Below are 23,482 nucleotides of genomic sequence, written 5' to 3' on the forward strand. Positions count from 1 at the left end.
ACGTAAGCGGGACAAGACCAAATTCGTGAACACCGGTTCGATTCCGGTACTCGCCTCCAATGCAATTAATGGGTTATGAATTTCCCCGTTCATTGAATATCAGTTTCATATTTTGTGCTCGTTTCGCTCAACAGCTGATCCCAAAGCCTTCTTTTTTCTGCAGCCGTTTTCGCGCACAGGATCTGGTGCACAATTCCTGCATACTAATTATCATTTTCTTGGTTTTGTGGCCACTGTAGCTCATTATCTGGTCGTCATCGCATTCGGCCCAAGCCAAGTCTACTACGCCCCTATTTTGGCCTGCAAACGTTCGAGTTTCAAATTCGAAATGCAGGGCAATTGAAGCGTTACGCCAGTTTTGTTATGCGTTAGCTTAAAATTTTCACCACCATAATGCCGTTCACGCAGTCGACGTTTTGGAGGACGCTCAAATTGGGCGGCAAAGTAAACTCATCCCATCCAGTGAGGCGGTTAATTTAATCGGCGCCCCGGATGTCTATTTCAAGATGGCTGGCGATCCTGCAATAGACATCAAGATCATGGCTTGGATCGAGGACAAACTTTCATCGAACGCGGAATGCCTTTTACCCTACGTATCAAAGATCACTGATCACGTTTTCCCCTCATCATGTTCAAAATCTGGGGCAGCCCCTGCGGCAGGTACTCCGTCGCATCAGGAATAATGGCGATCAAGTGCGCGAGTTTTTCGCTTCAGGTCATGCACGCAAAACCGGCTGCCGAGAAAAGAATGCTTTGGGATCAGCTGTTGAGCGAAGCGAGTACAAGGCGGGGCATCGAAGCAACTTTGTGACCAAGATCGGATGTGGACCTGTTGCCCTGCAAGCGTGAGCAAGCACGTCAGATTTTTCCAAGTTTATTACTCATTTATCCAGACTTTTCCGTGCCAAAGCGCTGATAAGATCAGTGCGTGTGACGATCCCTATAAGTTGACCACGCTCCAAGACGGGCACGGCATCAACGGCCCCGTCAGCCATCTGGGGCAGTAGCGCGGACAAGGGGGTGTCCGCCGTGGCACGCGGTCCGCCAACGCTCATTATGTCTGTTGCCCGCACAGGCATTTCTCGACCTCGGTCAAGAAGCCGTTTCATCGCCTTGCCAAAACCGCGGTTCAGGCGAAGACTGTCTTCACGCGCCCTGTCGATAAGATGAATTTGAAAGATGACACCAAAAAATCGGCTATTGTCCCCGACGACCGGCAGTGCCGTAAATCGGTGACGCCGAAATAAATCAGCGATTTCTGTTAAAGGAGTGTCTGGCGCGACGGCAATCAGATTGCGCGACATGATATCAGCGGCAACTGTTGGCCCCGACCTGTTGGCCGCGACCTGCAATTCCGCAGCGCCAATCAATCTCGCTAGATCCTCGACACCAAGGTTAAAGGATTGCCTGTAACGGTCCAGAATGTCGGTCAGCTCTGCCTCTGACAATCCAAGACGTTCCATTGGCTCAGGGTCTTGTGTGCCATAACTGTTCGGATCATCGAATTGGCGAAATGGATAATGTCGCCCCGTCATACGCCCGTAAGCTATGGCAATGAGTACCAATATGGCCGTGCCGATCCCTATTGGCATCAAAGCAAAATAGAACCCCAGTTCTTGCACCGTGTCAGGGCTCATAGCGACGGTCATGGCGACGGCACCTGCAGGGGGATGCAACGCCCGACACAGTATAATCGCAGCAATTGCCAACCCCACGGCCAAAGCAATTCGCAGAACGGGGTCTTGTACGATCAAACAGACAGCAACCCCCACCAAGGCGGCGACAACGTTGCCGACGATTGCCGACCACGGCTGCGCTAAAGGGCTATTCGGAACGGCAAAAAGAAGAACCGAACTCGCCCCGAATGGCGCGACCAGATATAAACCGAGCTTTAAATCAACTGTCGGTGCCAGAATAAAAGCTCCGGCCAAAGCAAGCCCGATGAAGGCCCCAAGCCCCGCACGCAACGCCTCGATAGGCGAGCTTTTCGCAATGGCAGGACCAAATGAACCAAGATGAAACACAATAAAACCTTTCAGCGATCGGCAGGCTCTTCTTTTTCAAAACTTAAGCAAATTGGCAATACCTTTACTTAAGGTCAATCTAATCTGAACATCGCTCGATCGCCCGAGGGCTTTTTTAAAAACAAGTGTGATTGCTGCGATTTTAAAAGATCCGAGGGTGAGACAGGCCTATCATTTCATTGGGAAAATGTTTTAAGACACCATGACCATACGGTATCCGACATTGCACGAGGTCGCTGGGATTTTTTTCTCACAAGGTAATAATTCCGCTCCGGCACCTCTCCTGCAGGGCCGACATCAATCAATCGCCCAGCCTTTAAATCCGCTTGAACAAACGCGCGGCTGACAATCGCCAAACCTTGCCCTGCCAAAGCGGCATCAATCGCCAGAGAAATTTGGTTAAATACTGGGCCCAACAATCGATTCTCAATGTCGAAGTATTTTTGCCAATGACCATAGGAATCGTGCAGAAGTGGCATAGACCGCAGACTGTCCGGCGTCAGAGCGCTTGCCTCATTCTTTAACAGATGCGGACTGCCGACTATGATGAAATCTTGTCGGAACAACAGTTGCGCCTCATGCTCTGGTGAAAAGGGTGGGCAGGTTTCGCGAACAGAAATGTCAACTTGATCTCGGTCAAAATCCGTAATTGCAACCGTCGCGATTGTGCGAATATTTACATCGGGAAGAAGGGCGTTCAAGGATGGCAGGCTCTGGATCAAGAGCCTCGTCGCGAAGGTTGGCGTCACGCTGATAGTCAAACTGTCATCGGCATCGCTAATCTGATCCGTCGCGTCCAGCAAAATATCGAAGGCGCGTTTAACCTCTGCGTGGTAAGCGGCCCCACGCGATGTCAAGGCAACGCCCCGAGGTAGCCGTATAAATAGGGCCTGCCCCAGATGGTCTTCTAACAAACGAATCTGCTGCGCCACTGCGCCTTGCGACACGCCAAGGTCTTCTGACGCCGCACGAAAATTCAGGCGTCGCCCAGCAGCAGCAAAGGCACGTAGGGCGTTCATCGGTGGAAGTTTTTTTCGGGTGTCGCGCATAATAAGCCTATAGATTTTCTACAGCCTATAGCGTTCCGATTTGACGCGAAACCCCCGTAATTATCAGTCATTGATGATGCAGCTCATGACCGCCCGAATATTCGGTGATGTTCCATTATTAAGGATAAAGACGATGACGCAACGCGCCGCAATTCTACCGACATCTTATTCTGTGATCCTCGCGGTCAGCAGTACGCATCTCATCAATGATTTGATCCAGTTTTTATTGCCTGCGCTCTATCCGTTGCTGAAATCAGAATATGCGCTCAGCTATTTCCAACTCGGCTTATTGACGCTGGCACAGCAAATCACGGCCTGCATTTTGCAGCCTATTCTGGGGCTTTATGGCGATCTACGGCCCAAGCCCTATTCCCTTGCCGTCTCTCTCGCAATCGTCGCAATCGGCATTGTTATGTTAGCGACTGCGGGGTCGTTCCCAGGGTTATTGCTGGCCTCTACCGTGCTTGGGCTTGGCTCTGCGCTGTTTCACCCAGAAGCATCGCGTGTGTGCCGCATGGCATCTGGCGGCCGTCTTGGATTTGCCCAATCCAGCTTTCAGGTGGGTGGTAATACAGGCACAGCCCTTGGCCCCTTAGCGGCGGCGCTGATCGTATTGCCCCTTGGCCAGTTCAGCACAATCTGGTTCGGCCTGCTTGCGGTTTGTGGCATTATGATTCTTTTGTGGGTCGCACGATGGTTTACACAGCACCAGCGCATGATGCAGGCCGCCGGAGCCCCCGCAACAGGACCAGCCTTGCCGCGCAAACGTCTTATTATTGCTTTCGCGGTGCTTGGGGCGTTGCTGCTCAGCAAATTTGTTTATATCGAAACCTTTAAGGCCTATTACGTCTTTTTCCTGATAGAAAAATTCGGTCTCGACATTCCCCATGCGCAAGGTCTGCTATTTGTCTTTCTTGCTGCGGTTGCTTTTGGCACGTTTTTTGGCGGCCCAGTCGGGGATCGCATTGGCCGCAAAAAAGTCATCTGGGGGTCAATTGCCGGAGCCCTACCTTTTGCAGCTGTATTGCCCTACGCCCCGCTATGGGGTGCCGTCTGCCTTAGCGTTATTGTTGGCTTGGTCTTATCATCAGCCTTCTCAGCCATTGTGGTCTATGCGCAAGAATTGATGCCCCAAAAGGTCGGCATGGTTGCTGGTTTCGTCTTTGGTTTTGCATTCGGCATAGGAGCGCTTGGCGCTGCCGCCCTTGGGGCACTGGCAGACCACATCGGCATGCAACAGGTTTTTGGCTATTTAGCCATACTTCTCTGTCTTGGGTTTTTGACGATATTTCTACCCGATATTGAATAACACTTAAGAGGGCTGATACACCTCCCAATCGTGTTCGCTTTCTTGACCCAAAGCTACGCTGTTGCGTGTCGTAAAATCAACAAAGCCTCGCGAGCGGTCCGAAGGGGATGCTCGCGAGGCTCACGTTACTTGTCGCCTTGCCCCAAAAGAGGGGCCGAACGGTCCTCTGATTTGGGGCTACGCGAAAATTTAATTGGCGTGCCAAGCCCTGAAATCCCGTCTGCCTCGACCTGAAGACCGCGCGCGATAGCTTGCGGGTCGGCCAAGGCTTCGGACACGCGGTTGATCGGCCCAGCGGGCACTTTGGCCTGTTCTAAAGCGTCAATCAAATCGCTGCGTGTCCGCGTCAATGTTTTCGCGGTGATCACATCCGTCAGCTCAGTTCGGTTCGCCACGCGGTCTGCATTGGTCGCGAACTTAGGCGAGACAGCCATATCGTTCAGCCCAAGCACATCGCAAAATGACGCGAATTGGCGATCATTGCCGCAGGTCACGATCAGATGGCCATCGCTGGCGGGAAACACCTGATAGGGCGCAATATTCGGATGAGCGTTGCCAAGGCGTTTTGGCTCGACCCCGCCGATCAAAAAGTTCGATGCCTGATTGGCCAGAACGGAAATGCCTGTGTCAAACAACGACAGGTCAACATGCTGTCCTTTGCCTGACCGCTCCCGTTCTGCCAATGCGGCCTGCACACCGATCACACCGTAAAGACCGGTAAAAATATCGATCCATGCGACACCAACCTTTTGCGGGTCACCATCAGGTTCCCCCGTCAAATCCATGATGCCCGACATACCCTGGATCAAGAAATCATAACCGGGCTGCAAAGCACGCGGCCCCGTTTGGCCAAATCCCGTGATAGACGCATAGACCAGACGCGGATTGAGCGCGGACATGCTGGCATAATCAAGTCCATATTTATCAAGCCCGCCGACTTTGAAATTCTCAATCAGCACATCTGCCTCTGCTATCAAGGCTTTTAGGTTTTCCAGATCGCCAGCATTTTGAAAATCGCAAATGACCGATGCCTTGCCGCGATTTGCGCATTGAAAATAGGCCGACACCCGTTCTGTGCCACCATCCGCGCGCGCCCGTTCAATGAACGGAGGCCCCCATTGACGGGTATCATCACCGCTTGGGCTTTCGATTTTTATAACCTCAGCCCCCAGATCGGCCAAGGTTTGACCGATCCAAGGGCCCGCCAAAATGCGAGCCAATTCAACGACCTTAAGGCCTTTTAAAGGTGTCTCATCCAAAGGCTTGCAACCCCGTTTGTGCGCGTCCCAAGATCAGCGCATGAACGTCATGTGTCCCCTCGTAGGTGTTCACAGTTTCAAGATTTTGCGCGTGACGGATCACGTGGTATTCGGCCTGAATGCCGTTGCCGCCGTGCATATCACGCGCCAAGCGCGCAATGTCTAAGGACTTGCCACAGTTGTTACGCTTGATCATCGAAATCATTTCAGGGGCAAATTTGCCCTCGTCCATCAAACGCCCCACGCGCAGGCTGGCTTGCAAACCCAGCGCAATTTCGGTTTGCATATCGGCCAGTTTTTTCTGGAACAACTGTGTGGCGGCCAGCGGGCGACCAAACTGAATGCGATCCATGCCGTATTGATGCGAGCGGAACCAGCAATCCTCAGCAGCGCCCAAAACGCCCCAGCTGATGCCATAACGTGCGCGGTTCAAACAGCCAAATGGCCCGCTCATGCCTTCAACATTGGGCAAGATTGCGTCTTCAGACACCTCGACATCCTGCATCACGATTTCGCCTGTGATAGATGTGCGCAGGCTCAACTTGCCTTCGATTTTCGGCGCGCTCAAACCCGCCATGCCTTTTTCAAGAACAAAGCCGCGCACTTTGCCGCCGTGCGCTTCGGATTTGGCCCAAACGACGAACACATCCGCGATGGGCGCATTGGAAATCCACGTTTTAGACCCAACCAAACGGTAACCGCCGTCGGTTTTAATCGCACGGGTGCGCATGCCACCTGGATCTGATCCTGCGTCTGGTTCGGTCAAACCGAAACAGCCGATCCATTCGCCCGCTGCAAGTTTAGGCAAGTATTTTTTCTTTTGCGCCTCAGAGCCATAGGCAAGGATCGGATACATCACCAAAGACGATTGCACCGACATCATCGACCGGTAGCCCGAATCCACACGTTCCACTTCGCGCGCAACAAGCCCGTAAGACACATACCCAGCACCAAGCCCGCCGTATTCTTCGGGGACCGTGACGCCCAAAAGCCCCGCCTCGCCCATGCGTTGGAAAATCTCGGGATCAGTGGCCTCATTCAGATAGGCTTCTGTGACCCGTGGAGCCATTTCTTCGTCGGCAAAAGCGCGTACAGATTCACTGAACATGCGTTCATCATCGGTAAGCTGATCATCCAGCAAAAACGGGTCTTGCCAATTGAAAGAAGCACCTTTGTGCGTCGTTGTTTTCGCGATGTCATTCATCGTCTTACTCCGTTCATAAGTAAATGTATCAAGGCGTCATGCCTCGCGCTTTACAGCTTTGTCTCAACAATATTCCATGCAGTTTCTGCCCGCAGACGCGCCAGATGCCCAAGCTTAAGCGCCTTTTCAGAGGCCGCGTTTCCGTCCAACCCGCGCTTATACACACCTTGGATGATGGCAGCGCTGCGAAACAGTGAAAAGACCACGAAAAACAGGTGGTTGGTCACAGGTGCGCGTCCCGCATATTCGCAGTAACGATCCAAGAATTCCTGTTCCGTCGGAATGCCAAGTGCCGCGTGATCCAAGCCTTTCAGGCGTCCTGTTGGCAAAACATCAGCGTGGTACAACGCACAGACATAGCCCAGATCCGCCAGCGGGTGACCCAAGGTGCACAGTTCCCAATCGAGCAAGGCTAAAATCTTAGGATCCTCTTCGCCCGCAATCACATTGCCCGGACGAAAATCACCATGAACAAGCGCCGCTTCGCCGTCTTCAACAACGTTTTCAGGCAACCATGCCATTAGATTGTCCATCGCCGAAATCGTTTCGGTTTCTGTGGCCTTGTACTGCTTGGTCCAGCGCGAAATTTGACGTGTCAGAAATCCTTCTGGGCGACCGAAATCAGATAGGCCAACAGCGTTCACATCCACCGCATGAAGCGCTGCCAGTGAGCGGATAAAATCATCATAGAACACACAGCGCTGATCTGGCGTCATCCCTGGCAAAGACGGGTCTTGGTAAATCGGACCTTTGACCATATCCATCACATAAAACTCTGTGCCGATTACATCGCGGTCCATGCACAACGCCAACATTTTCGGCACAGGCACAGGTGTATCGGCCAGCGCCGCCATCACGCGATGTTCGCGATCAACGGCATGGGCAGAGGGCAACAAAGTCCCTGCAGGTTTCTTGCGCAAAACATAGTCTTTGCCCCCTGCGGTAATTTGATAGGTCGGGTTGCTTTGCCCCGCGGTGAATTGGTTTAGAACCATATCCCCCGAAAACCCTTCAACGTTTTCAGTCAAGTAGCGATGCAACGCCTGTGTGTCGAAATCTGTTTGCGGCGAACTCATGGCTCTGCCCTTTCTACGTTAAGGTCTGCAAATGTGCGGCCTGTGGCGACCATGTCGCGCAAAAGCTCAGGCACGCGCCAAAAATACGGATCTTGGAGGGCATAGGCTTCGATACGATCAATCAGCGCCTGCGCACCGATCTGATCAGCTAAATGCATCGGACCACCTTTGTGACGCGGGAAACCATAGCCAAACAATTGCACCGCATCGATATCAACAGGGCGCAGCGCGACCCCCTCTTGGACCACACCAGTGGCTTCCATGATCATCGCTGTAAGACAACGGTCAACGATGTCTTGATGGCTAAACTCTTGCTGCGTAAGCCCAAGCGCTTTGCGCTCAGCATGCATGATGTCTACTGCGCCAGCATTCGTCCCCGTCTTTTTGGTGCCATCGTAAACATAATAGCCCAGCTCGGTTTTGCGTCCGAACCAACCTTGATCCACGATCCGGTCCGCAATCGGCGAATAGCGTTCCTCGGGCGGGCGCGTTGCCGCCTTGCGGTCGCGTGTGGCCTTGGCCACATCCAACCCAGCCAAGTCGCCAACAGCAAACGGCCCCATGGCAAAACCAAAGCCTTCAAGGGCTTGATCCACAGCGGCAAAATCAGCTCCATCCAGCACCAGATATTCGCAAGCCTTACGATAAGTGGTCAAAATACGGTTGCCGATGAACCCGTCGCAAACCTCAGCGCGCACAGGTACTTTGCGGATCATCCGCGCCACATCAAACACCGTTGCGGTCACTTCAGGCGCGGTTTTTGCCCCCACCACGACCTCAAGCAAACGCATGATATGTGCGGGTGAAAAGAAATGCAGCCCGATGACATCTTGCGGACGCTTGGTGGCCTCAGCGATTTCATTCACGTCCAAATAGGATGTGTTGGTCGCCAAAATACAGCCCCGTTTGCACACCGCATCAAGTTTGGCAAAAATGCCGGTCTTGGTCGCCATGTCTTCAAAAATTGCCTCGATCACCAGATCAACGTCAGACAGCGCCGTAATATCAGTCACGCAAGACAATGCACTCACGGCAGCGGCATGACTGTCAACCGTCAGCTTGCCACGTTTGAGCGCCCCAGACAGGTTGGCCTCAATCGCCTTTTGCGCCCGTGCTGCTGCCTCATCTTGGGTCTCGATCAACGTCACAGGACGCCCAGCTATCAAAATAGCCGTGGCAATGCCGACGCCCATGGTGCCGCCGCCGACAACACCGACTGTCTCAACAGTCCGTGTCTGCGTCCCGCGTTCTGGGATTTTGGTCGTTGCACGTTCAGCAAAAAACGCATGGACCAATCCAGCACGCTCTTCGCCTTGCATCAATTCCATGAACAAAGCGCGTTCGCGTTTCAACCCTTGCTCGATGGGCAAGGTCGCGGCTTCAATCGCATCAATCGCACGTTGGGGCGCGATCAATCCCTTGGCATATTTAATCCGTGCCGCAGCAAGTGCGGCGTCATCTGCCGCGACCATCAAATCATCGGTGGGCTGTGCGGTAAGTGTCCCAGCAAGAACATCACGCGCCGCGCGCAGACCTGCGTCGCGAGCATCGCCGTCCTCAAGTCGGGTTATTATACCCAGTTCCAAAGCCTCGCTATCCGCCACATGACGGCCTTTGCAGATGATATCTGTCGCGGGCGCAATTCCAGTCAAACGTGTCAGACGCTGCGTGCCACCAGCACCTGGCAACAGGCCAAGCGTCACTTCGGGCAGGCCCACTTTGACGCCTTTGATCCCCACCCGCAGATGGGTCGCAAGCGCCAGTTCCAGCGCGCCACCAAAGGCCACCCCATGCAGCACAGACACAACAGGTTTCGCGCTGTCATTGAGCGCCTTCAACAGATCCGGCAGGGTCGGCGTTTCGGCTGCGCGCGCGAAATCTTTGATATCCGCGCCAGCCGAAAACAATCGGCCCTCGCCGTACAGCACAATCGCGCGCACTGAAGTGTCAGCAACAAGTTCAGCCAGCGCGTCAAACACAGCAGACCGCAAAGCCACGCCGAGCGCGTTCACCGGTGGTTTTGTCAGGCAAATCAATCCGATATCGCCGTCTCGTTCTACGCGTACGATGTCACTCATTGGTCAACTCCGTCCATCCGTTCAATAATCATCGCGATCCCTTGACCAAACCCGATACACATGGACAAACAAGCATAACGCCCTTGCGTTCTTTCCAACTGGCGTAGTCCTGTCAGGATCAATCTCGCCCCCGAAGCGCCCAGCGGATGACCAATCGCGATGGCCCCGCCATTGGGATTTATCCGGCTGTCGTCATCCGCCAAACCAAGCGCAGCGTTGCAGGCCAACACCTGCGAGGCGAAGGCCTCGTTCACTTCGATCACGTCCATATCTGCCAGTGTCAGCCCCGCACGCGTCAAAGCTTTGGGGATGGCAAAAGCTGGCCCGATGCCCATCACGCGGGGGGCAACGCCCGACACAGCGCCCGCCAAAATGCGGGCACGAGGCACGCCAAACCCACGCGAGCCAATGACCAGAGCAGCAGCCCCGTCATTGATGCCCGACGCATTAGCAGCCGTCACAACCCCGCCATCAAACAGACTGCGCATACTGGAAAGTTTTTCTAAATTCCCACCGGGCCGTGGGTGTTCATCAACCTCAACCGTGGTCACGCTGCGCTTGGGGCCTTTGACCTCAATTGGCGTGATTTCATCTTTGAAAAACCCGTCAACACGCGCCGCTTCATATTTGGCTTGGCTCGCCAAGGCGAAGGCGTCACAAGCCGCACGGCTGATGTCGAAATCAACGGCCAGATTGTCTGCCGTTTGTGGCATCGTGTCAGTGCCAAAGGCGGCACCAAAGGTCGCATTCGGGAAAGGTTTGCCAGCTGTGGCGTCATGAACCTCCACCTGTCGCGCCCAAGCAGTGCCAGATTTTGACATCACCAATGGCGCACGTGTCATACTTTCAACACCACCTGCGACAAACAAAGCACCATCGCCAACAGTGACAGCACGCGCCGCGTCGAGCGCCGCAGACAGGCTTGATCCGCACAAGCGATTGACCGTTTGCCCGCCAACGGTGTCAGGCAGCCCCGCCAACAGCGCCGAGAACCGCGCCATGTTGCGGCTGTCTTCGCCAGATTGGCTGACATTGCCTAAAATCACATCTTCGAATTGATCCATCGGAAAGTTCCCTCGCGCCAGCAAGGCCCGAATGACTTCCGCCATCAAATCGTCAGGGCGAATCCCCGCCAAGGCACCGCCGTGACGCCCAAAGGGACTGCGCAGCCCGTCGTAAATATATGCATCAAGCATGCTGTAAGTCCTTTATGGCGCTGAGAATTTTCCAGCGGCCTGCATATTTGCGATGGAGGGCATAGATTTGATCTCAAGAAACTCTTCCAGTCCGATGAGGCCACCTTCGCGGCCATTTCCAGACCGTTTGTAACCCCCAAGCGGTGCGCCAAAACTGGTGCCCTGCCCGTTGATCCCGATATTGCCAGCGCGAATTTGCGCGGCAACACGCGCCGCACGGCTGGCGCTGCCGGTTTGGATATAGGCGGCAAGGCCATAGTCGGTGTCATTGGCAATCGTGATGGCCTCTTCTTCCGTGTCGAACGGAATAATGCACAGCACAGGCCCGAAAACCTCTTCACGCGCGATGGTCATATCGTTGCTGACATCTGCGAAAACAGTTGGACGCGCGAAATAGCCCGTATCGAAACCATCAGGGCGACCAAGCCCCCCAGCCACCAAACGTGCGCCATCATCGATGCCCACTTGAATGAGCGACTGTACCCGTTCGAATTGTGCTTTGTTGGCAAGCGGACCGATATGTGAACCCTCTTTGGCAGGATCATCAATCGGCTGTGCGCTGGCTTGTTTGGCCACCATGTCTACCACTTGATCATAAATGCTGCGTTCAACCAACATCCGTGTCGGCGCGTTACAGCCCTGACCCGTGTTCATAAAACACCGCGTGGTGGACGCGGACACACAGGTCTGTAAATCTGCATCAGCAAACACGATGTTCGGGGATTTTCCACCCAGTTCAAGCGTCACACGTTTGATCGTCTCGGCAGCATCACGGGTCACCATAGCACCAGCGCGGGTTGAACCGGTAAAAGACAACATCGCAATGTCTGGATGGCACGACATGGCCGAGCCAACAGTCGGACCATCACCAAAGACTAGGTTGAAAACGCCAGCCGGAAAGCCTGCCTCATGCATGAAGTCCGCAAACAAAGCCGCCGATATTGGCGTCAATTCGGACGGTTTCAATACACAAGTCGACCCCGCTGCAAGCGCAGGCAGAACCTTGGGCACAATCTGAAAGATCGGCCAGTTCCAAGGCGTGATCAGACCACAAACACCAATCGGCTCTTTGTGCATGATGTCGCCGTTGGACAGGGTTTCAGTGCTTTCAAGCTCTTCCAAAGCTGCGATGAATTGATCGACATGACGGGATGCGCTGCCTGCTTGGGCATTGCGCGACAAGGTGATCGGCGCCCCCATTTCGGACGAAATGGCCTGTGCCATTTCCTCGTTTCGATCAATCATCACCTTTTGCAAGGCACGAAACAACGCGATGCGCTCGGCTTTGGTGGTCTTTGAATACGTCTCAAAAGCCTTAGACGCTGCCGCAACGGCATCATCCACATCAGCCGCAGAGCCCAAAGTCACTGTGCCGATCTGTGCCTCGGTCGCAGGGTTAATGATGGGAAAATCGCGCCCATCAGACGAGGAAACCCAAGCGCCGTTGATGTATTGTTTATCTAGCGTTTTCATTACCTTATACCTACAGCATGTCGTGCTCTTCGAGCACGTTGCGCGCGTGGCGGAAACATTCCAGACCTTGAGGCACACCACAGTAAATGCCGATGATGTGCAAAATCGCGCGGATTTCGTCTTTGGTGACGCCGTTTTTAATGGCTCCACGACAATGGATTTCCCATTCGGTCATTTTGCCAAGTGCTGCCAACATCGTCAGGTTCATCATCGAGCGGGTCTTGTGGTCGATCGCTTCATCGCCCCAGCCAAAGCCCCAGCACCAAGCGGTCATCGCCTCTTGGAATGGCAGTGAGAAATCATCAGCAGCAGCCAGATTTTTCTCGACATATTCTGCGCCCACAACGGCCTTACGGTTTTTCAGGCCTTCTTCAAATAGTTTTTCGTCCATGAGTTTTCTCCAATTAGGCGACAATTCCGTCTGCGATGAGACGGTCAATTTCAGGGTCAGTATAATTCAGCTCGGTCAAAACAGCGCGGGTGTGCTGGCCGATCTCGGGGGATTGCGCCAAGACATCACCAACGGTGAATTCCGGCATTCCAGGGATATTTGGCACTGGCCAAGGATCGTCGCTGCCTGCTTGGTCCAGCCAAGAAAACACACCGATTTCTTTGGCCTGCGGGTGTTCGACAAAATCGCGGTAAGATTGCACCACAATGTTTTGCAGGCCCACTTTGGTCAAAACCTCTGACAAAGCATCCGCGTCCCATGTCTTGGTGATCGCGCGCACATAATCGTTGAGGTAATCGATATTTTCCAACCGTCCAGCGATGGTGTGGAATTTGGTCTCAGCCCATAAATCATCAAGCTTCAAAACATCACAGAAGGTCGCGAATTCGGGATCGCGCACGATGTTGATCTGAATGTAGCCATCTTGCGTTTGGAACGTACCAGAGGGGGCCGTCGACGCTTTGCGCGCGCCACCACGAAAACCGGACAAAAGACGCACGGCTTGAATGGCCCCTGCCCCTTCCATCAGACTGATCTCGATCTTACGACCCTTTGCGTGGTCACGACGCGCATAAAGCGCCCCCGCCAAAGACTGGCTTGCGTACAGCCCTGTGGCCATGTCGAAATAGCTCACGGGTGTGTGGTGCGCGATGCCGTCCATGCCGGTGTTTTCATGCACGAATCCGCTGAATGCTTGCAGCATCGGATCCATCGCAGGTTTGTCGCGCAAGGGACCAGAGTTGCCAAAACCCGAAATCGACACATAGATCAAGCTGGGGTTCATCGCTGACAGGCGCTCGTAGCCAAAGCCAAGACGTTCGGCCACACCGGGACGATACCCTTCGATAAAGACATCTGCCTCCGCGATCAATTTATCGGTGATCGCTTTGGCATCGTCTTGTTTCAGATTCAGACTGATCGCCCGTTTGCCCATATTGGCGACGATGGAATAGGCCGTGTGATCGCCGAAAACGCCGCCGATCAACCGCGCCCAATCGCCACCCTGAGGTTCGATTTTGATCACATCCGCACCCTGTTGAGCCATCAACATACCGCAGTATGGGCCCGCAAGACCTTGAGACAGATCGACAACCTTTAGACCCTCATAGGGGCGCTCAAAGCTCATGATTTCGCCCTTTCATCAAGGACTTGGTACACGCGGGTGAAATCAGATTTCGGTGGCAAAGTTTCCTCGACAAGGTTCCAAACCTCTGCCACGCGTTCGCCCATCAGGTTGGATGTACCTGCCTCTTTGACGAACTCGTTGTACAGGCGCACATCTTTGTTAAGCAGCTCCGCAAAGAACCCCGCATCGAATGTGCCCGGAAGCACGCGGTTGGGGAATTTGTCGGCAATCGCTGTGTTGTTACCTGTCGAGACTTTCACAACGTCGATAATGGTTTTCATTTCGACCCCATGCGATAGCCCGAACAGAACCGCCTCGGATGAAGCCGCCATGGCTGTGGCAGACAAGAAGTTGTTAAGCAATTTCACCGCCTGCCCCTGACCAGGTTCGGAACCAACGTGAAACGCATTGGCACAGAACAGATCAATGATCGGACGATGGCGTTTGAATTCGTCTTCCGAACCGGACCAAATCAGCGTGATTGCTGCCTTCAACGCGCCTTGACGACCGCCGCTGACAGGGGCGTCAACATATGTCATCCCCACAGCGTTCAATGTCGCGGCCGCTTGTTTGGCTGCTGCCGGCCCGATTGTGGACATCTCGATCAAGACTTTGCCAGCCACATCAGGCACAGCCGCAATTTGCGCCGCAACCGCGTTGACGATTTTGCCATCTGGAAGCGACGTAAAAATCGTATCAGCGCCTTTAATCACTGCTTCAAGGCTGTCCATTTCGGTGGACCCAGCAGGGGCCAAACCTGATACCATGTCAAAGCAGATCATAGGCGTTGGACCCTTGGCGATAAAGGCGGCCATAGGTTCGCCCATTTGGCCAAGACCGATAAAGCCGATGGTTTTTGGAGTGGTCATATTATGGTCCTATCGGTTGAGGTATTTTTTAAGTTCCAGACGCGCGATCTGGTTGGCGTGAACTTCGTCAGGGCCATCAGCCAGACGAATGGCACGCGCACGGGCGTAAGCGTAAGACAGACCAAAGTCGCTTGAGATACCAGCAGCGCCATGGGCTTGGATGGCCCAGTCGATCACTTGAGCCGCCATATTCGGAGCAACCACTTTGATCATACCGATTTCTTTGCGGGCTTCTTTATTGCCAACCTTGTCCATCCGATCCGCAGCATTCAGCGTCAACAAACGTGCCTGATCGATCATGATCCGCGACTGCGCGATCCAGTCACGCACAACGCCTTGATCCGACAACGGCTTGCCAAAGGGGTGGCGATCCACAACACGTTTGCACATTTTTTCAAGCGCAACTTCCGCTTGACCGATCATCCGCATGCAGTGGTGAATGCGTCCAGGTCCAAGCCGACCTTGGGCGATTTCAAACCCACAGCCTTCGCCAAGCAACATATTGCTGGCAGGCACGCGCACGTTGTCATAAATAATTTCGCCGTGGCCGTGTGGGGCATCCGAAAACCCAAAAACAGGGATCATGCGCTTGATTGTCAAACCAGGCGTGTCACGAGGCACAAGGATCATCGATTGTTGACGGTAGGGATCAGCGCCATCAGGGTCGCTTTTACCCATAACAATGAACAGCTTACATCGCGAGTCGCCAGACCCAGAGGTCCACCATTTACGGCCATTGATCACATATTCATCGCCATCACGGATGATCGTCAGGCTGATATTGCGTGCATCTGATGAGGCCACGTCAGGTTCGGTCATTGAGAAACATGAGCGAATCTCACCAGCCAAGAGAGGCTCCATCCATTCTTTTTTCTGCGCCTCGGTGCCGTAGCGTTCAAGCGTTTCCATATTGCCAGTATCAGGCGCGGAACAGTTGAAAATCTCAGCCGACCAAGGCGCGCGGCCCATGATTTCGCACAAAGGCGCGTATTCCAAATTGGTCAAACCACCGCCACGACGGCTTTCAGGCAAGAACAAATTCCAAAGCCCCTCAGCGCGGGCTTTTACTTTCAATTCTTCGATAATCGGAACACCGCCCCAATTTTCCCAGTCTTCAACACTGGCGCCCATGTCTTTCAACTGTTGCTGATAGACAGGCTCGTTCGGGTAAACATGCGCGTCCATGAATGCCTCAAGACGATCACATAAATCGCGGGCTTTCGGGCTCATTTCGAAATCCATACCGGGTCTCCTATTCAAATTCTTTGTAAATCTACGCGGGTCCGCTTACGGCCCGACGATTGTTGTTCCGCCGTCAGCGACGATGACTTCGCCAGTGATAAAGCGTGACCATGGCCCAGCGAGGAAAGCCGCGATGCCACCAATGTCATCGGGCTCACCGATACGGCGCACGGGTGTGCGTTTGATGCGGTCAGCAGAGACTTCGGGGTTTTCCCAAAGCGCGCGGGCAAAATCGGTTTTCACCAATCCGGGCATGATGCAATTGACGGTGATGTTCTTGGGGCCCCATTCCACAGCCAGCGAGCGCACAACGCCCAGATCAGCCGTTTTGGAAATGCCGTAAGCGCCAAGTGTCGGTGAGCCGCGCAAGCCCCCGATGGAGGACACAACGATAAAGCTACCCCCGCCCTGTTCTGCCATCAATGGCATCGCCGCTTTGGCAAACCACAAAAGGCTGTGCACGTTTGAGGTCATGACCTTTTCAAAGGCTGAATCTTCAAGATCCGCCAAAGGTCCGTAGACTGGATTCACAGCGGCGTTGGCCACGAAAATATCAACGCGTCCCCATTTGTCTTTGGCCGCTTGGACCAGCGCCATGCAATCGTCTTTCTTTGAGATATTACAGGCCACAGCCAGCGCTTCACCGCCTTTGGCTTCAACTTCGGCAACAACGACTTCGCAGGCTTCAATCTTGCGGCTGGCGATGACGACTTTTGCGCCAAGCGCGGCAAGGTGATGGACAATCGATGTGCCGATGCCCTTAGAGCCTCCGGTCACAATCGCGACTTTTCCAGCAAGAGAATATGGCAGGGTCATTTACGGGCTTCCTTTCGAATTTCGGCAGGCTCATCGCCCATACGCAATTGCAAACGCGCGCCGGTATAGGGGTGGGCTTCGGCGACGTCTTCGTCCAACTCGACGCCGATACCGGGGGCGTCTGGAACGATGACATGGCCGTCTTCCCAACGGATAGGGGATTTAAGAATTTCAGCGTGGAAACCGCCCCATTGCTCGATGCCTTCCATGATCAGGAAGTTGGGCGAACAAGCAGACACTTGGATATTGGCTGCCCCCACGATGGGACCACAGAACAAATGCGGTGCGATTTGCGCATGAAAAGCTTCGGCCATTGAGGCGATTTTCTTGGCCTCCAAAATGCCACCAACGCGGCCCAAGTTCGGCTGTAAAATCGCAGCAGCGTCTTGGCGCAAAAGCTCGGCAAATTCGTATTTCGTACACAGGCGTTCGCCGGTGGACACAGGAATCGAGGTGTTCGCCGCAACACGCGCCGTGCCGGAAATGTAATCTGGCGGCGTGGGTTCTTCGAACCAAAGCGGATCAGATTTTTCCAACCGCTTGGCCAGACGAATGGCACCAGCAGGTGTCAATTCGCCGTGGGTGCCGATCAAAATATCGCAGCGATGCCCAACAGCTTCGCGGATGCGCGCTGTGTAATGCTCTGCAAAATCAAGCGTTTCCATCGACAACTGACGCGGATCAAAAGCCGTATAGGGCCGCGCAGGATCAAATTTAAGCGCAGTGAAACCCTGTTCGACATATTCAAGCGCGCGCTCTGCTGCGGCATCTGCGTTGTCGTAAACCATCTGATTTGACGCCGCATCAATCGGCGCATTCAAATAGGTGTAACTGCGCAAACGATCCTGCACCTTACCACCGAGTAAGTCATAGACTGGTTTATCAAGTGCCTTACCTATGATGTCCCAAAGGGCGATTTCAATGCCGCTGAAAATGCCCATAACAGTCGGATCGGGGCGCTGAGAAAACCCAGCAGAATAGACATGACGGAAATGACGTTCGATATTGAATGGGTTGGCGCCCACGAAATGGCGCTCGAACATATCGTCAACCATTTCGACCAAAGCTTTGGGGTGAAACGGCACGCCGTAAATTTCGCCATAGCCTTTGATGCCAGTGTCGGTTGTGACCCGAACAAAGACCCAGTAAGGCCCGCCCCGATGGATGGACGGATTGGCGACAACAAAGGTTTTGATGTCTTTGATCTTCATGCGATACGTTCCTTCAGAATTAAGTCCGCGGCTTTTTCACCAATCATGATGCAGCCCGCGTTGGTATTGGCCGACACGAGGGTCGGCATGATTGAAGCATCGGCAACCCGCAGCCCCGTGATGCCATTCACCCGCAAATCAGGGGCGACAACCGCGCCTGCATCCGCGCCCATGCGGCAGGTTGAACTGGGGTGGAAAATGGTTGACCCATTGGCGCGCACATAATCGAGGATCTCGGCATCGCTTTGCACGGCATCACCAGGCACAATCTCGTTGGCGATATAGTCACTAAGCGCCGGTTGCTCCGCCACGGTGCGCACCAATTTCATCCCCGCCACCATCACGTCGCGGTCTTTTGCAGCCGCTAAGTAATTGGGTTGGATCGCGGGCTTGGCACGGTGATCTGGCGACATGATCCGCACATGGCCACGGCTTTCAGGGCGCAATTGACACATGGTCACTGTGAAGCCCGAAAAGTCGTCGAGCTTACGCCCGCGTGTGGCCGAGGAAAAGCGCATGAAATGGAACTGCACGTCTGGTGTGGCGGCGTCTTGGTTGGTTTTCGCGAACACGCCGACTTGGCCTGCGGACAAAGACAAAGGCCCACCGCGATCTTTCAACCAACGCAGCGCAGAGCGCACTTGGCCAACCATTGATCCCGCTTCGTCATTGACGGTGACAGGCTGGCTGCACAGGTATTTGCTGGAACAGGTGTAATGGTCTTGCAGATTTTCACCCACGTCCGGCAGATCGTGCTGCACCTTGATGCCGTGCTCTTGCAACAATTCACCATTGCCGATGCCGGACAGTTGTAAAATCTGTGGTGAATTGATTGCACCAGCAGACAAAATCACCTCGTGACGTGCCCTAAAGCTGCGAGTCACACCGTTTTGATCGACCTCGACGCCTATCACACGACGATCCTCAATGATCAATCGACGCACAAGGCTATCAGTTTGAATATCCAAGTTTTTCCGTCCCTTGGCGGGGCGCAGATAGGCCGTCGCCGCAGAACTGCGCAAGCCCTTGTGGGTGGTAACGTGAAAGTAGCCAGCACCTTCTTGGTCGCGTCCATTATAGTCTGGATTTGCCGGAATACCTGCCTGAGTTGCAGCTTCGATATAGGCATCACACAAAGGATGCCCACTGGCACGGCTCACGCCGAGCGGGCCATCCGTGCCATGAAACCCATCATCAAGATCATCCATCGTGGCGCCTTCTGCGCGGCGGAAATAGGGCAGCACATCGTCATAGCCCCAGCCTGTACAGCCAAGCTGACGCCAGTGATCGAAATCTTGACTTTGACCGCGTGCATAGACCAATCCGTTGATCGAACTGCACCCGCCCAGAACCTTGCCGCGATGCCAATCGAACACACGCCCATCAAGATCAGGTTGGGTTTTGTAGCCCCAGTTGATCCGCGGATTGTACATCGATTTGTAATATCCAATCGGGATGTGAATCCACGGGTTGCTGTCTTTTGGCCCCGCCTCAAGCAGCAAGACACGGATATCCGCGCGCGCCGACAGACGGTTGGCAATCACGCATCCCGCAGAGCCTGCACCGACCACCACGTAATCATATTCTGCATCAAATTTTTGCAAGGGTATCCCCTTCGTCAAAGACTGGCATGTCCCAGTTTTGACCCGGCTGAGCTGACAAAAGCGCCTTCGTGTAATCGTGGCTAGGCGCGTTGAAAATCTGCGACACGCCGCCTCGCTCAACGACCGAACCATATTGCATCACAAGAACTTCATTACAGATTTGCGCCGCGACACGAAGGTCATGGGTGATGAAGATCACCGTCAGGCCAAGACGATCCCTAATGTCGTTCAACAGGTGCAAAACCTCGCGTTGGATCGACACATCAAGCGCCGATACAGCTTCATCCGCGATCAAAACTTTGGGCTGAACGACCAGCGCACGCGCGATACACAACCGTTGGCGTTGCCCACCTGAAAACTGGCTTGGGAACCGGTTCACAGAGTCATGCGGCATGCGTACAATATCGAGCAACTTATAGACACGGTCCCAAGCTTCTTTGCGCGGGATCCCAAAGTTAATCGCTCCTTGAATCAGCTGACTGCCAATGGTGCGACGCGGGTTGAGCGAGCCGTAAGGATCCTGAAACACGATCTGGATATCTTTGCGATGGCTGCGCAATTCGGACCGCGACTTGGCAGCAAAATCGACACCAGAGATATTGATCGCGCCATTGTCAGGTTCGATCAATCGCATCAAACAGCGAACAAGCGTGGTTTTCCCTGACCCAGATTCGCCAACGATCCCAAGTGTTTCACCGCGTTTAACTTGGAAAGACACATTGTTCACCGCCGTCACAGTGCGCGCCGGTTTGAACATGCCTGTGCTGGTGGTGAAGGTTTTGTTCAAACCTTGTACATCAATCACCACAGGGTTTTCATTTGCCTCAGGCGTGGTGTCTTCGGTCATCGGACGCGGCACCGCATCGATCAACGCGCGGGTGTAGGGGTGCTGCGGATTGTTCAACACCTCTTCTGCCGTGCCTTGCTCTACGATTTCGCCGTGACGCATCACCACAACGCGATCCGCGATTTCTGCGACCACGCCAAAGTCATGGGTGATGAACATGATACCCGCGTCATGGCGTTCATTCAGCTGCTTCAACAGCACCAAAATTTGCGCCTGCGTTGTCACATCCAACGCCGTTGTCGGCTCGTCCGCGATCAACAATTTTGGGTCCAGCGCCAGCGCCATCGCAATCATGATACGTTGACGTTGCCCGCCAGACAGTTGGTGCGGAAAGGCGTCATACAAACGCTTTGGCTCTGGCAAGCGCACTTCTTCGAGCAGGCGCATGACCTCAGCACGGCGATCTGCGGCGCTGAGAGTACGGTGAATGCGGAACACTTCTTCGATCTGCGCGCCAACAGTGTAAGCAGGATTAAGGGCCGTCATCGGCTCTTGAAAAATCATCGCCATTTGGTCACCGCGCATGGCGTTGCGTTCTTTGTTGCTCAGCTTCAAAACATCACGACCATCGAAGTCAATCGATCCGCTGGTGACTTTCAAGCCAGGCGACAACAAGCCCATCGTCGCCAAGGAGGTAATGGATTTTCCAGAGCCGGATTCCCCCACAACGCAAAGGATTTCACGGGGGCGCACGTCAAAGGAAATGCCGGTGACCGCGTTTTTTCGGTCCAGTTTGACCGGCAGACCTACGGTGAGGTTACGAATAGAAAGGACGGGATCAGCCATGTCATCAATTCCTGTTCTCAGGGGCTGTGACATCACGGATGCCGTCACCCAAAAGGTTAATTGCTAGGATCAACAAAAAGAGCGCTGTCCCTGGAATGGCGATCAGCCAACCGTCGAAAAACATCAGGCCTTTGGCCTCAGAAATCATCAGCCCCCAGCTGGGATCTGGCGGTTGAACACCAAGACCAAGGAAGGACAAAGCTGCTTCAAGCAAGATCGCATGCGCCATTTCAAGCGTCGCAATAACGATGAAGTGGTTGAGGATATTGGGCAAAACTTCGACGAATAGAATACGAGGTGTCGTGCTGCCCAAGGCTTCTGCTGAGGCGACGAAATCAAGTCCACGCACTTGCTGTGTGGCACTGCGCATCACAACGGCGAAGCGATCCCAAATCAGCAAACCCAGCACCCAGATGACGACAGTCAGCGATGATCCCATCAAGCTCACCACCGCCAAGGCCACCAAGACAACCGGCATGGACAGGCGTGTGGTGATCACAAAGTTGATCACGTTATCGATGCGACCGCCGAAGTAGCCTGCGCAGACACCTAAAGTCGTGCCGATCACACCGGAAATAAGCATAGCCGAGAACCCGATCATCAGCGAAATCCGTGCGCCGTAAATCAAGCGCGATAGATAGTCACGACCCAAATGATCCGTGCCCAGAATGTGATCCCAAGTCGTTTTAGGACTATCAAACCAAACTGGCGGAATGAGTTTGCGAGATAGAATTTGCTCGTAAGGATCATGCGGCGCCAACATCGGTGCAAAAATCGCGATAAAGATAATCGCCAGCACAACAAAAGCGCCGAACATAACCCCACGATGATTAAGGGCCTGTCGCAGGACCTGCTTGGTGGGCGATGTATGTGCGGAAGTGGAAACGGGAGTGGTCATGATCAAGAAATCCTAATCCGAGGGTCCAGCCAAGCGTTCAGAACATCTGCCAAGAAAGTCAGCATAATGTAGAACACGCTTAAAACGAGGACGATGGCTTGCATCATCGGTAGATCCGCACGTTGGATCGACTCCCAGGCGAGAAAGCCCAGTCCGTTGACCGCAAAGATTGTCTCGATCACGATGGAACCGCCCAGCATGAAACCGAATTGCACAGCGGCCAATGACACCACAGGAATGATCGCATTGCGCAGCGCATGTTTAAACAAGATCGAAAAGCCGCTGGCACCTTTGGCCCGTGCGGTTCTGATGTAATCCGAGCGCAGCACTTCAAGCATACCTGCACGGGTCAGACGCATCACGCCGGGGGTAATGAAGTACCCAAGGGCAATCGACGGCATCACAAAATGTGCCCAAGTGTCAGTGCCTGACACAGGCAAAATGCGCCAATTGATCCCGAACCAAAGCATCATCGTCAGCGCGAACCAAAAACTTGGCATCGCTTGCCCGACAACGGCCACAGTCAAAGCGAACCGATCAAGCAGACTATTGGGACGGATCGCGGCCACAACGCCCAAGGGAATGGCAAGCACCAGTGCGAATATCAACGCAGATAACCCCAGCGTCATTGTTGTTTTCAATCGTGCGAAAATTTCAATCGACACAGGTTGGTTCAGGTACAGCGATTGACCAAAATCCCCCTGCGCCGCACGTCCGAGCCACGACATGAACTGCACGGGGATCGGTCTGTCATACCCGTAGTATTCTCGAATACGTACGATATCAGCCTGTGTTGCGTTTTCACCGGCCACAGCAATGGCAGGATCGCCCGTCAAGAACGTCATGGAAAACGTCATCGCAGACACCGTTAGGACAACCAATAAAGCCGTCACCAGTCGTTTAATGAAAAAAGCTATCACAGTATCAAGCCCGTTTTGTTTGAGAAAAGTGAGGTGACACTCCC

General features: G+C 53.9%; 19 protein-coding genes. 1 reads left to right on the top strand and 18 read right to left on the bottom strand.

Going from position 1 to position 23,482, the window contains the following annotated elements; translation table 11 throughout:
• Positions 1–881: 881 nt before the first annotated feature.
• The gene (locus KO503_RS13140) at positions 882–2,024 is read right to left on the bottom strand and encodes an HPP family protein (protein WP_215992013.1); all 1,143 of its coding nucleotides are present in this window, start codon (positions 2,022–2,024) and stop codon (positions 882–884) included.
• A gap of 176 nt (positions 2,025–2,200) precedes the next feature.
• Positions 2,201–3,073, bottom strand: coding sequence for a LysR substrate-binding domain-containing protein (locus KO503_RS13145; RefSeq protein ID WP_215992014.1), 873 nt, complete (start codon positions 3,071–3,073; stop codon positions 2,201–2,203).
• A 133-nt stretch (positions 3,074–3,206) separates the two neighbouring features.
• Between KO503_RS13145 and KO503_RS13150 the strand changes: the two genes are divergently transcribed.
• Complete coding sequence (locus KO503_RS13150; RefSeq protein WP_215992015.1) at positions 3,207–4,382, top strand: MFS transporter; 1,176 nt, start codon at positions 3,207–3,209, stop codon at positions 4,380–4,382.
• A 125-nt stretch (positions 4,383–4,507) separates the two neighbouring features.
• Here KO503_RS13150 and KO503_RS13155 read toward each other — a convergent pair whose 3' ends face one another.
• The 16 genes from KO503_RS13155 to KO503_RS13230 are packed head-to-tail and all read right to left on the bottom strand — an operon-like array spanning position 4,508 to position 23,438.
• On the bottom strand, positions 4,508–5,641 hold the full coding sequence (locus tag KO503_RS13155; protein WP_215992016.1) for a CaiB/BaiF CoA transferase family protein: 1,134 nt from the start codon (positions 5,639–5,641) through the stop codon (positions 4,508–4,510).
• Positions 5,634–6,845 (bottom strand): acyl-CoA dehydrogenase, encoded by a 1,212-nt coding sequence (locus tag KO503_RS13160; RefSeq protein WP_215992017.1) that lies wholly within the window; start codon positions 6,843–6,845, stop codon positions 5,634–5,636. Before KO503_RS13160 ends, KO503_RS13155 begins: the two co-directional genes overlap by 8 nt.
• A 50-nt stretch (positions 6,846–6,895) precedes the next feature.
• Entirely contained in the window at positions 6,896–7,921 is a 1,026-nt protein-coding gene (locus tag KO503_RS13165) for a phosphotransferase family protein (RefSeq protein ID WP_215992018.1), read from the bottom strand.
• Positions 7,918–9,999 carry a 3-hydroxyacyl-CoA dehydrogenase NAD-binding domain-containing protein gene (locus KO503_RS13170; RefSeq protein WP_215992019.1) on the bottom strand — a complete coding sequence of 694 codons (2,082 nt, stop codon included), beginning with the start codon at positions 9,997–9,999 and terminating at the stop codon, positions 7,918–7,920. The genes KO503_RS13165 and KO503_RS13170 overlap by 4 nt, the downstream gene beginning before the upstream one ends.
• Entirely contained in the window at positions 9,996–11,195 is a 1,200-nt protein-coding gene (locus KO503_RS13175; protein WP_215992020.1) for an acetyl-CoA C-acyltransferase, read from the bottom strand. The genes KO503_RS13170 and KO503_RS13175 overlap by 4 nt, the downstream gene beginning before the upstream one ends.
• Before the next feature lie 12 nt (positions 11,196–11,207).
• Entirely contained in the window at positions 11,208–12,668 is a 1,461-nt protein-coding gene (locus tag KO503_RS13180; RefSeq protein ID WP_215992021.1) for an aldehyde dehydrogenase family protein, read from the bottom strand.
• A 10-nt stretch (positions 12,669–12,678) separates the two neighbouring features.
• The gene (locus tag KO503_RS13185) at positions 12,679–13,059 is read right to left on the bottom strand and encodes a carboxymuconolactone decarboxylase family protein (RefSeq protein WP_215992022.1); all 381 of its coding nucleotides are present in this window, start codon (positions 13,057–13,059) and stop codon (positions 12,679–12,681) included.
• A 13-nt stretch (positions 13,060–13,072) separates the two neighbouring features.
• Positions 13,073–14,245 (bottom strand): CaiB/BaiF CoA transferase family protein, encoded by a 1,173-nt coding sequence (locus KO503_RS13190; RefSeq protein ID WP_215992023.1) that lies wholly within the window; start codon positions 14,243–14,245, stop codon positions 13,073–13,075.
• Positions 14,242–15,114, bottom strand: coding sequence for an NAD(P)-dependent oxidoreductase (locus KO503_RS13195; protein WP_215992024.1), 873 nt, complete (start codon positions 15,112–15,114; stop codon positions 14,242–14,244). The genes KO503_RS13190 and KO503_RS13195 overlap by 4 nt, the downstream gene beginning before the upstream one ends.
• Positions 15,115–15,123: 9 nt before the next feature.
• Entirely contained in the window at positions 15,124–16,356 is a 1,233-nt protein-coding gene (locus KO503_RS13200) for an acyl-CoA dehydrogenase family protein (protein ID WP_215992025.1), read from the bottom strand.
• Positions 16,357–16,401: 45 nt separating this feature from the next.
• Positions 16,402–17,172, bottom strand: a complete 771-nt coding sequence (locus tag KO503_RS13205) for an SDR family NAD(P)-dependent oxidoreductase (RefSeq protein ID WP_215992026.1) — start codon at positions 17,170–17,172, stop codon at positions 16,402–16,404.
• Positions 17,169–18,383, bottom strand: coding sequence for a mandelate racemase/muconate lactonizing enzyme family protein (locus KO503_RS13210; protein WP_215992027.1), 1,215 nt, complete (start codon positions 18,381–18,383; stop codon positions 17,169–17,171). Before KO503_RS13210 ends, KO503_RS13205 begins: the two co-directional genes overlap by 4 nt.
• Positions 18,380–19,987, bottom strand: a complete 1,608-nt coding sequence (locus KO503_RS13215) for a GMC family oxidoreductase (protein WP_215992087.1) — start codon at positions 19,985–19,987, stop codon at positions 18,380–18,382. Before KO503_RS13215 ends, KO503_RS13210 begins: the two co-directional genes overlap by 4 nt.
• The gene (locus KO503_RS13220) at positions 19,974–21,620 is read right to left on the bottom strand and encodes an ABC transporter ATP-binding protein (RefSeq protein ID WP_215992028.1); all 1,647 of its coding nucleotides are present in this window, start codon (positions 21,618–21,620) and stop codon (positions 19,974–19,976) included. Before KO503_RS13220 ends, KO503_RS13215 begins: the two co-directional genes overlap by 14 nt.
• Positions 21,621–21,624: 4 nt before the next feature.
• Positions 21,625–22,518 (bottom strand): ABC transporter permease, encoded by an 894-nt coding sequence (locus KO503_RS13225; RefSeq protein ID WP_215992029.1) that lies wholly within the window; start codon positions 22,516–22,518, stop codon positions 21,625–21,627.
• 2 nt (positions 22,519–22,520) lie between these two features.
• Positions 22,521–23,438: an ABC transporter permease gene (locus KO503_RS13230; RefSeq protein WP_215942066.1), complete on the bottom strand. Its 918-nt coding sequence runs from the start codon at positions 23,436–23,438 to the stop codon at positions 22,521–22,523.
• Positions 23,439–23,482: the final 44 nt, after the last annotated feature.

This window comes from Pacificibacter marinus (assembly GCF_018860505.1).
Classification (GTDB): Bacteria; Pseudomonadota; Alphaproteobacteria; order Rhodobacterales; family Rhodobacteraceae; genus Celeribacter; species Celeribacter marinus_B.

Bases quoted from the DNA above. Each gene is read 5' to 3' on its own strand.
- KO503_RS13205 (WP_215992026.1), bottom strand. From the start codon at position 17,172: ATGACCCTGCCATATTCTCTTGCTGGAAAAGTCGCGATTGTGACCGGA.
- KO503_RS13185 (WP_215992022.1), bottom strand. From the start codon at position 13,059: ATGGACGAAAAACTATTTGAAGAAGGCCTGAAAAACCGTAAGGCCGTT.
- KO503_RS13220 (WP_215992028.1), bottom strand. From the start codon at position 21,620: ATGGCTGATCCCGTCCTTTCTATTCGTAACCTCACCGTAGGTCTGCCG.
- KO503_RS13160 (WP_215992017.1), bottom strand. From the start codon at position 6,845: ATGAATGACATCGCGAAAACAACGACGCACAAAGGTGCTTCTTTCAAT.
- KO503_RS13210 (WP_215992027.1), bottom strand. From the start codon at position 18,383: ATGAAGATCAAAGACATCAAAACCTTTGTTGTCGCCAATCCGTCCATC.
- KO503_RS13170 (WP_215992019.1), bottom strand. From the start codon at position 9,999: ATGAGTGACATCGTACGCGTAGAACGAGACGGCGATATCGGATTGATT.
- KO503_RS13145 (WP_215992014.1), bottom strand. From the start codon at position 3,073: ATGCGCGACACCCGAAAAAAACTTCCACCGATGAACGCCCTACGTGCC.
- KO503_RS13150 (WP_215992015.1), top strand. From the start codon at position 3,207: ATGACGCAACGCGCCGCAATTCTACCGACATCTTATTCTGTGATCCTC.
- KO503_RS13195 (WP_215992024.1), bottom strand. From the start codon at position 15,114: ATGACCACTCCAAAAACCATCGGCTTTATCGGTCTTGGCCAAATGGGC.
- KO503_RS13200 (WP_215992025.1), bottom strand. From the start codon at position 16,356: ATGGATTTCGAAATGAGCCCGAAAGCCCGCGATTTATGTGATCGTCTT.
- KO503_RS13175 (WP_215992020.1), bottom strand. From the start codon at position 11,195: ATGCTTGATGCATATATTTACGACGGGCTGCGCAGTCCCTTTGGGCGT.
- KO503_RS13190 (WP_215992023.1), bottom strand. From the start codon at position 14,245: ATGAGCTTTGAGCGCCCCTATGAGGGTCTAAAGGTTGTCGATCTGTCT.
- KO503_RS13225 (WP_215992029.1), bottom strand. From the start codon at position 22,518: ATGACCACTCCCGTTTCCACTTCCGCACATACATCGCCCACCAAGCAG.
- KO503_RS13165 (WP_215992018.1), bottom strand. From the start codon at position 7,921: ATGAGTTCGCCGCAAACAGATTTCGACACACAGGCGTTGCATCGCTAC.
- KO503_RS13180 (WP_215992021.1), bottom strand. From the start codon at position 12,668: ATGAAAACGCTAGATAAACAATACATCAACGGCGCTTGGGTTTCCTCG.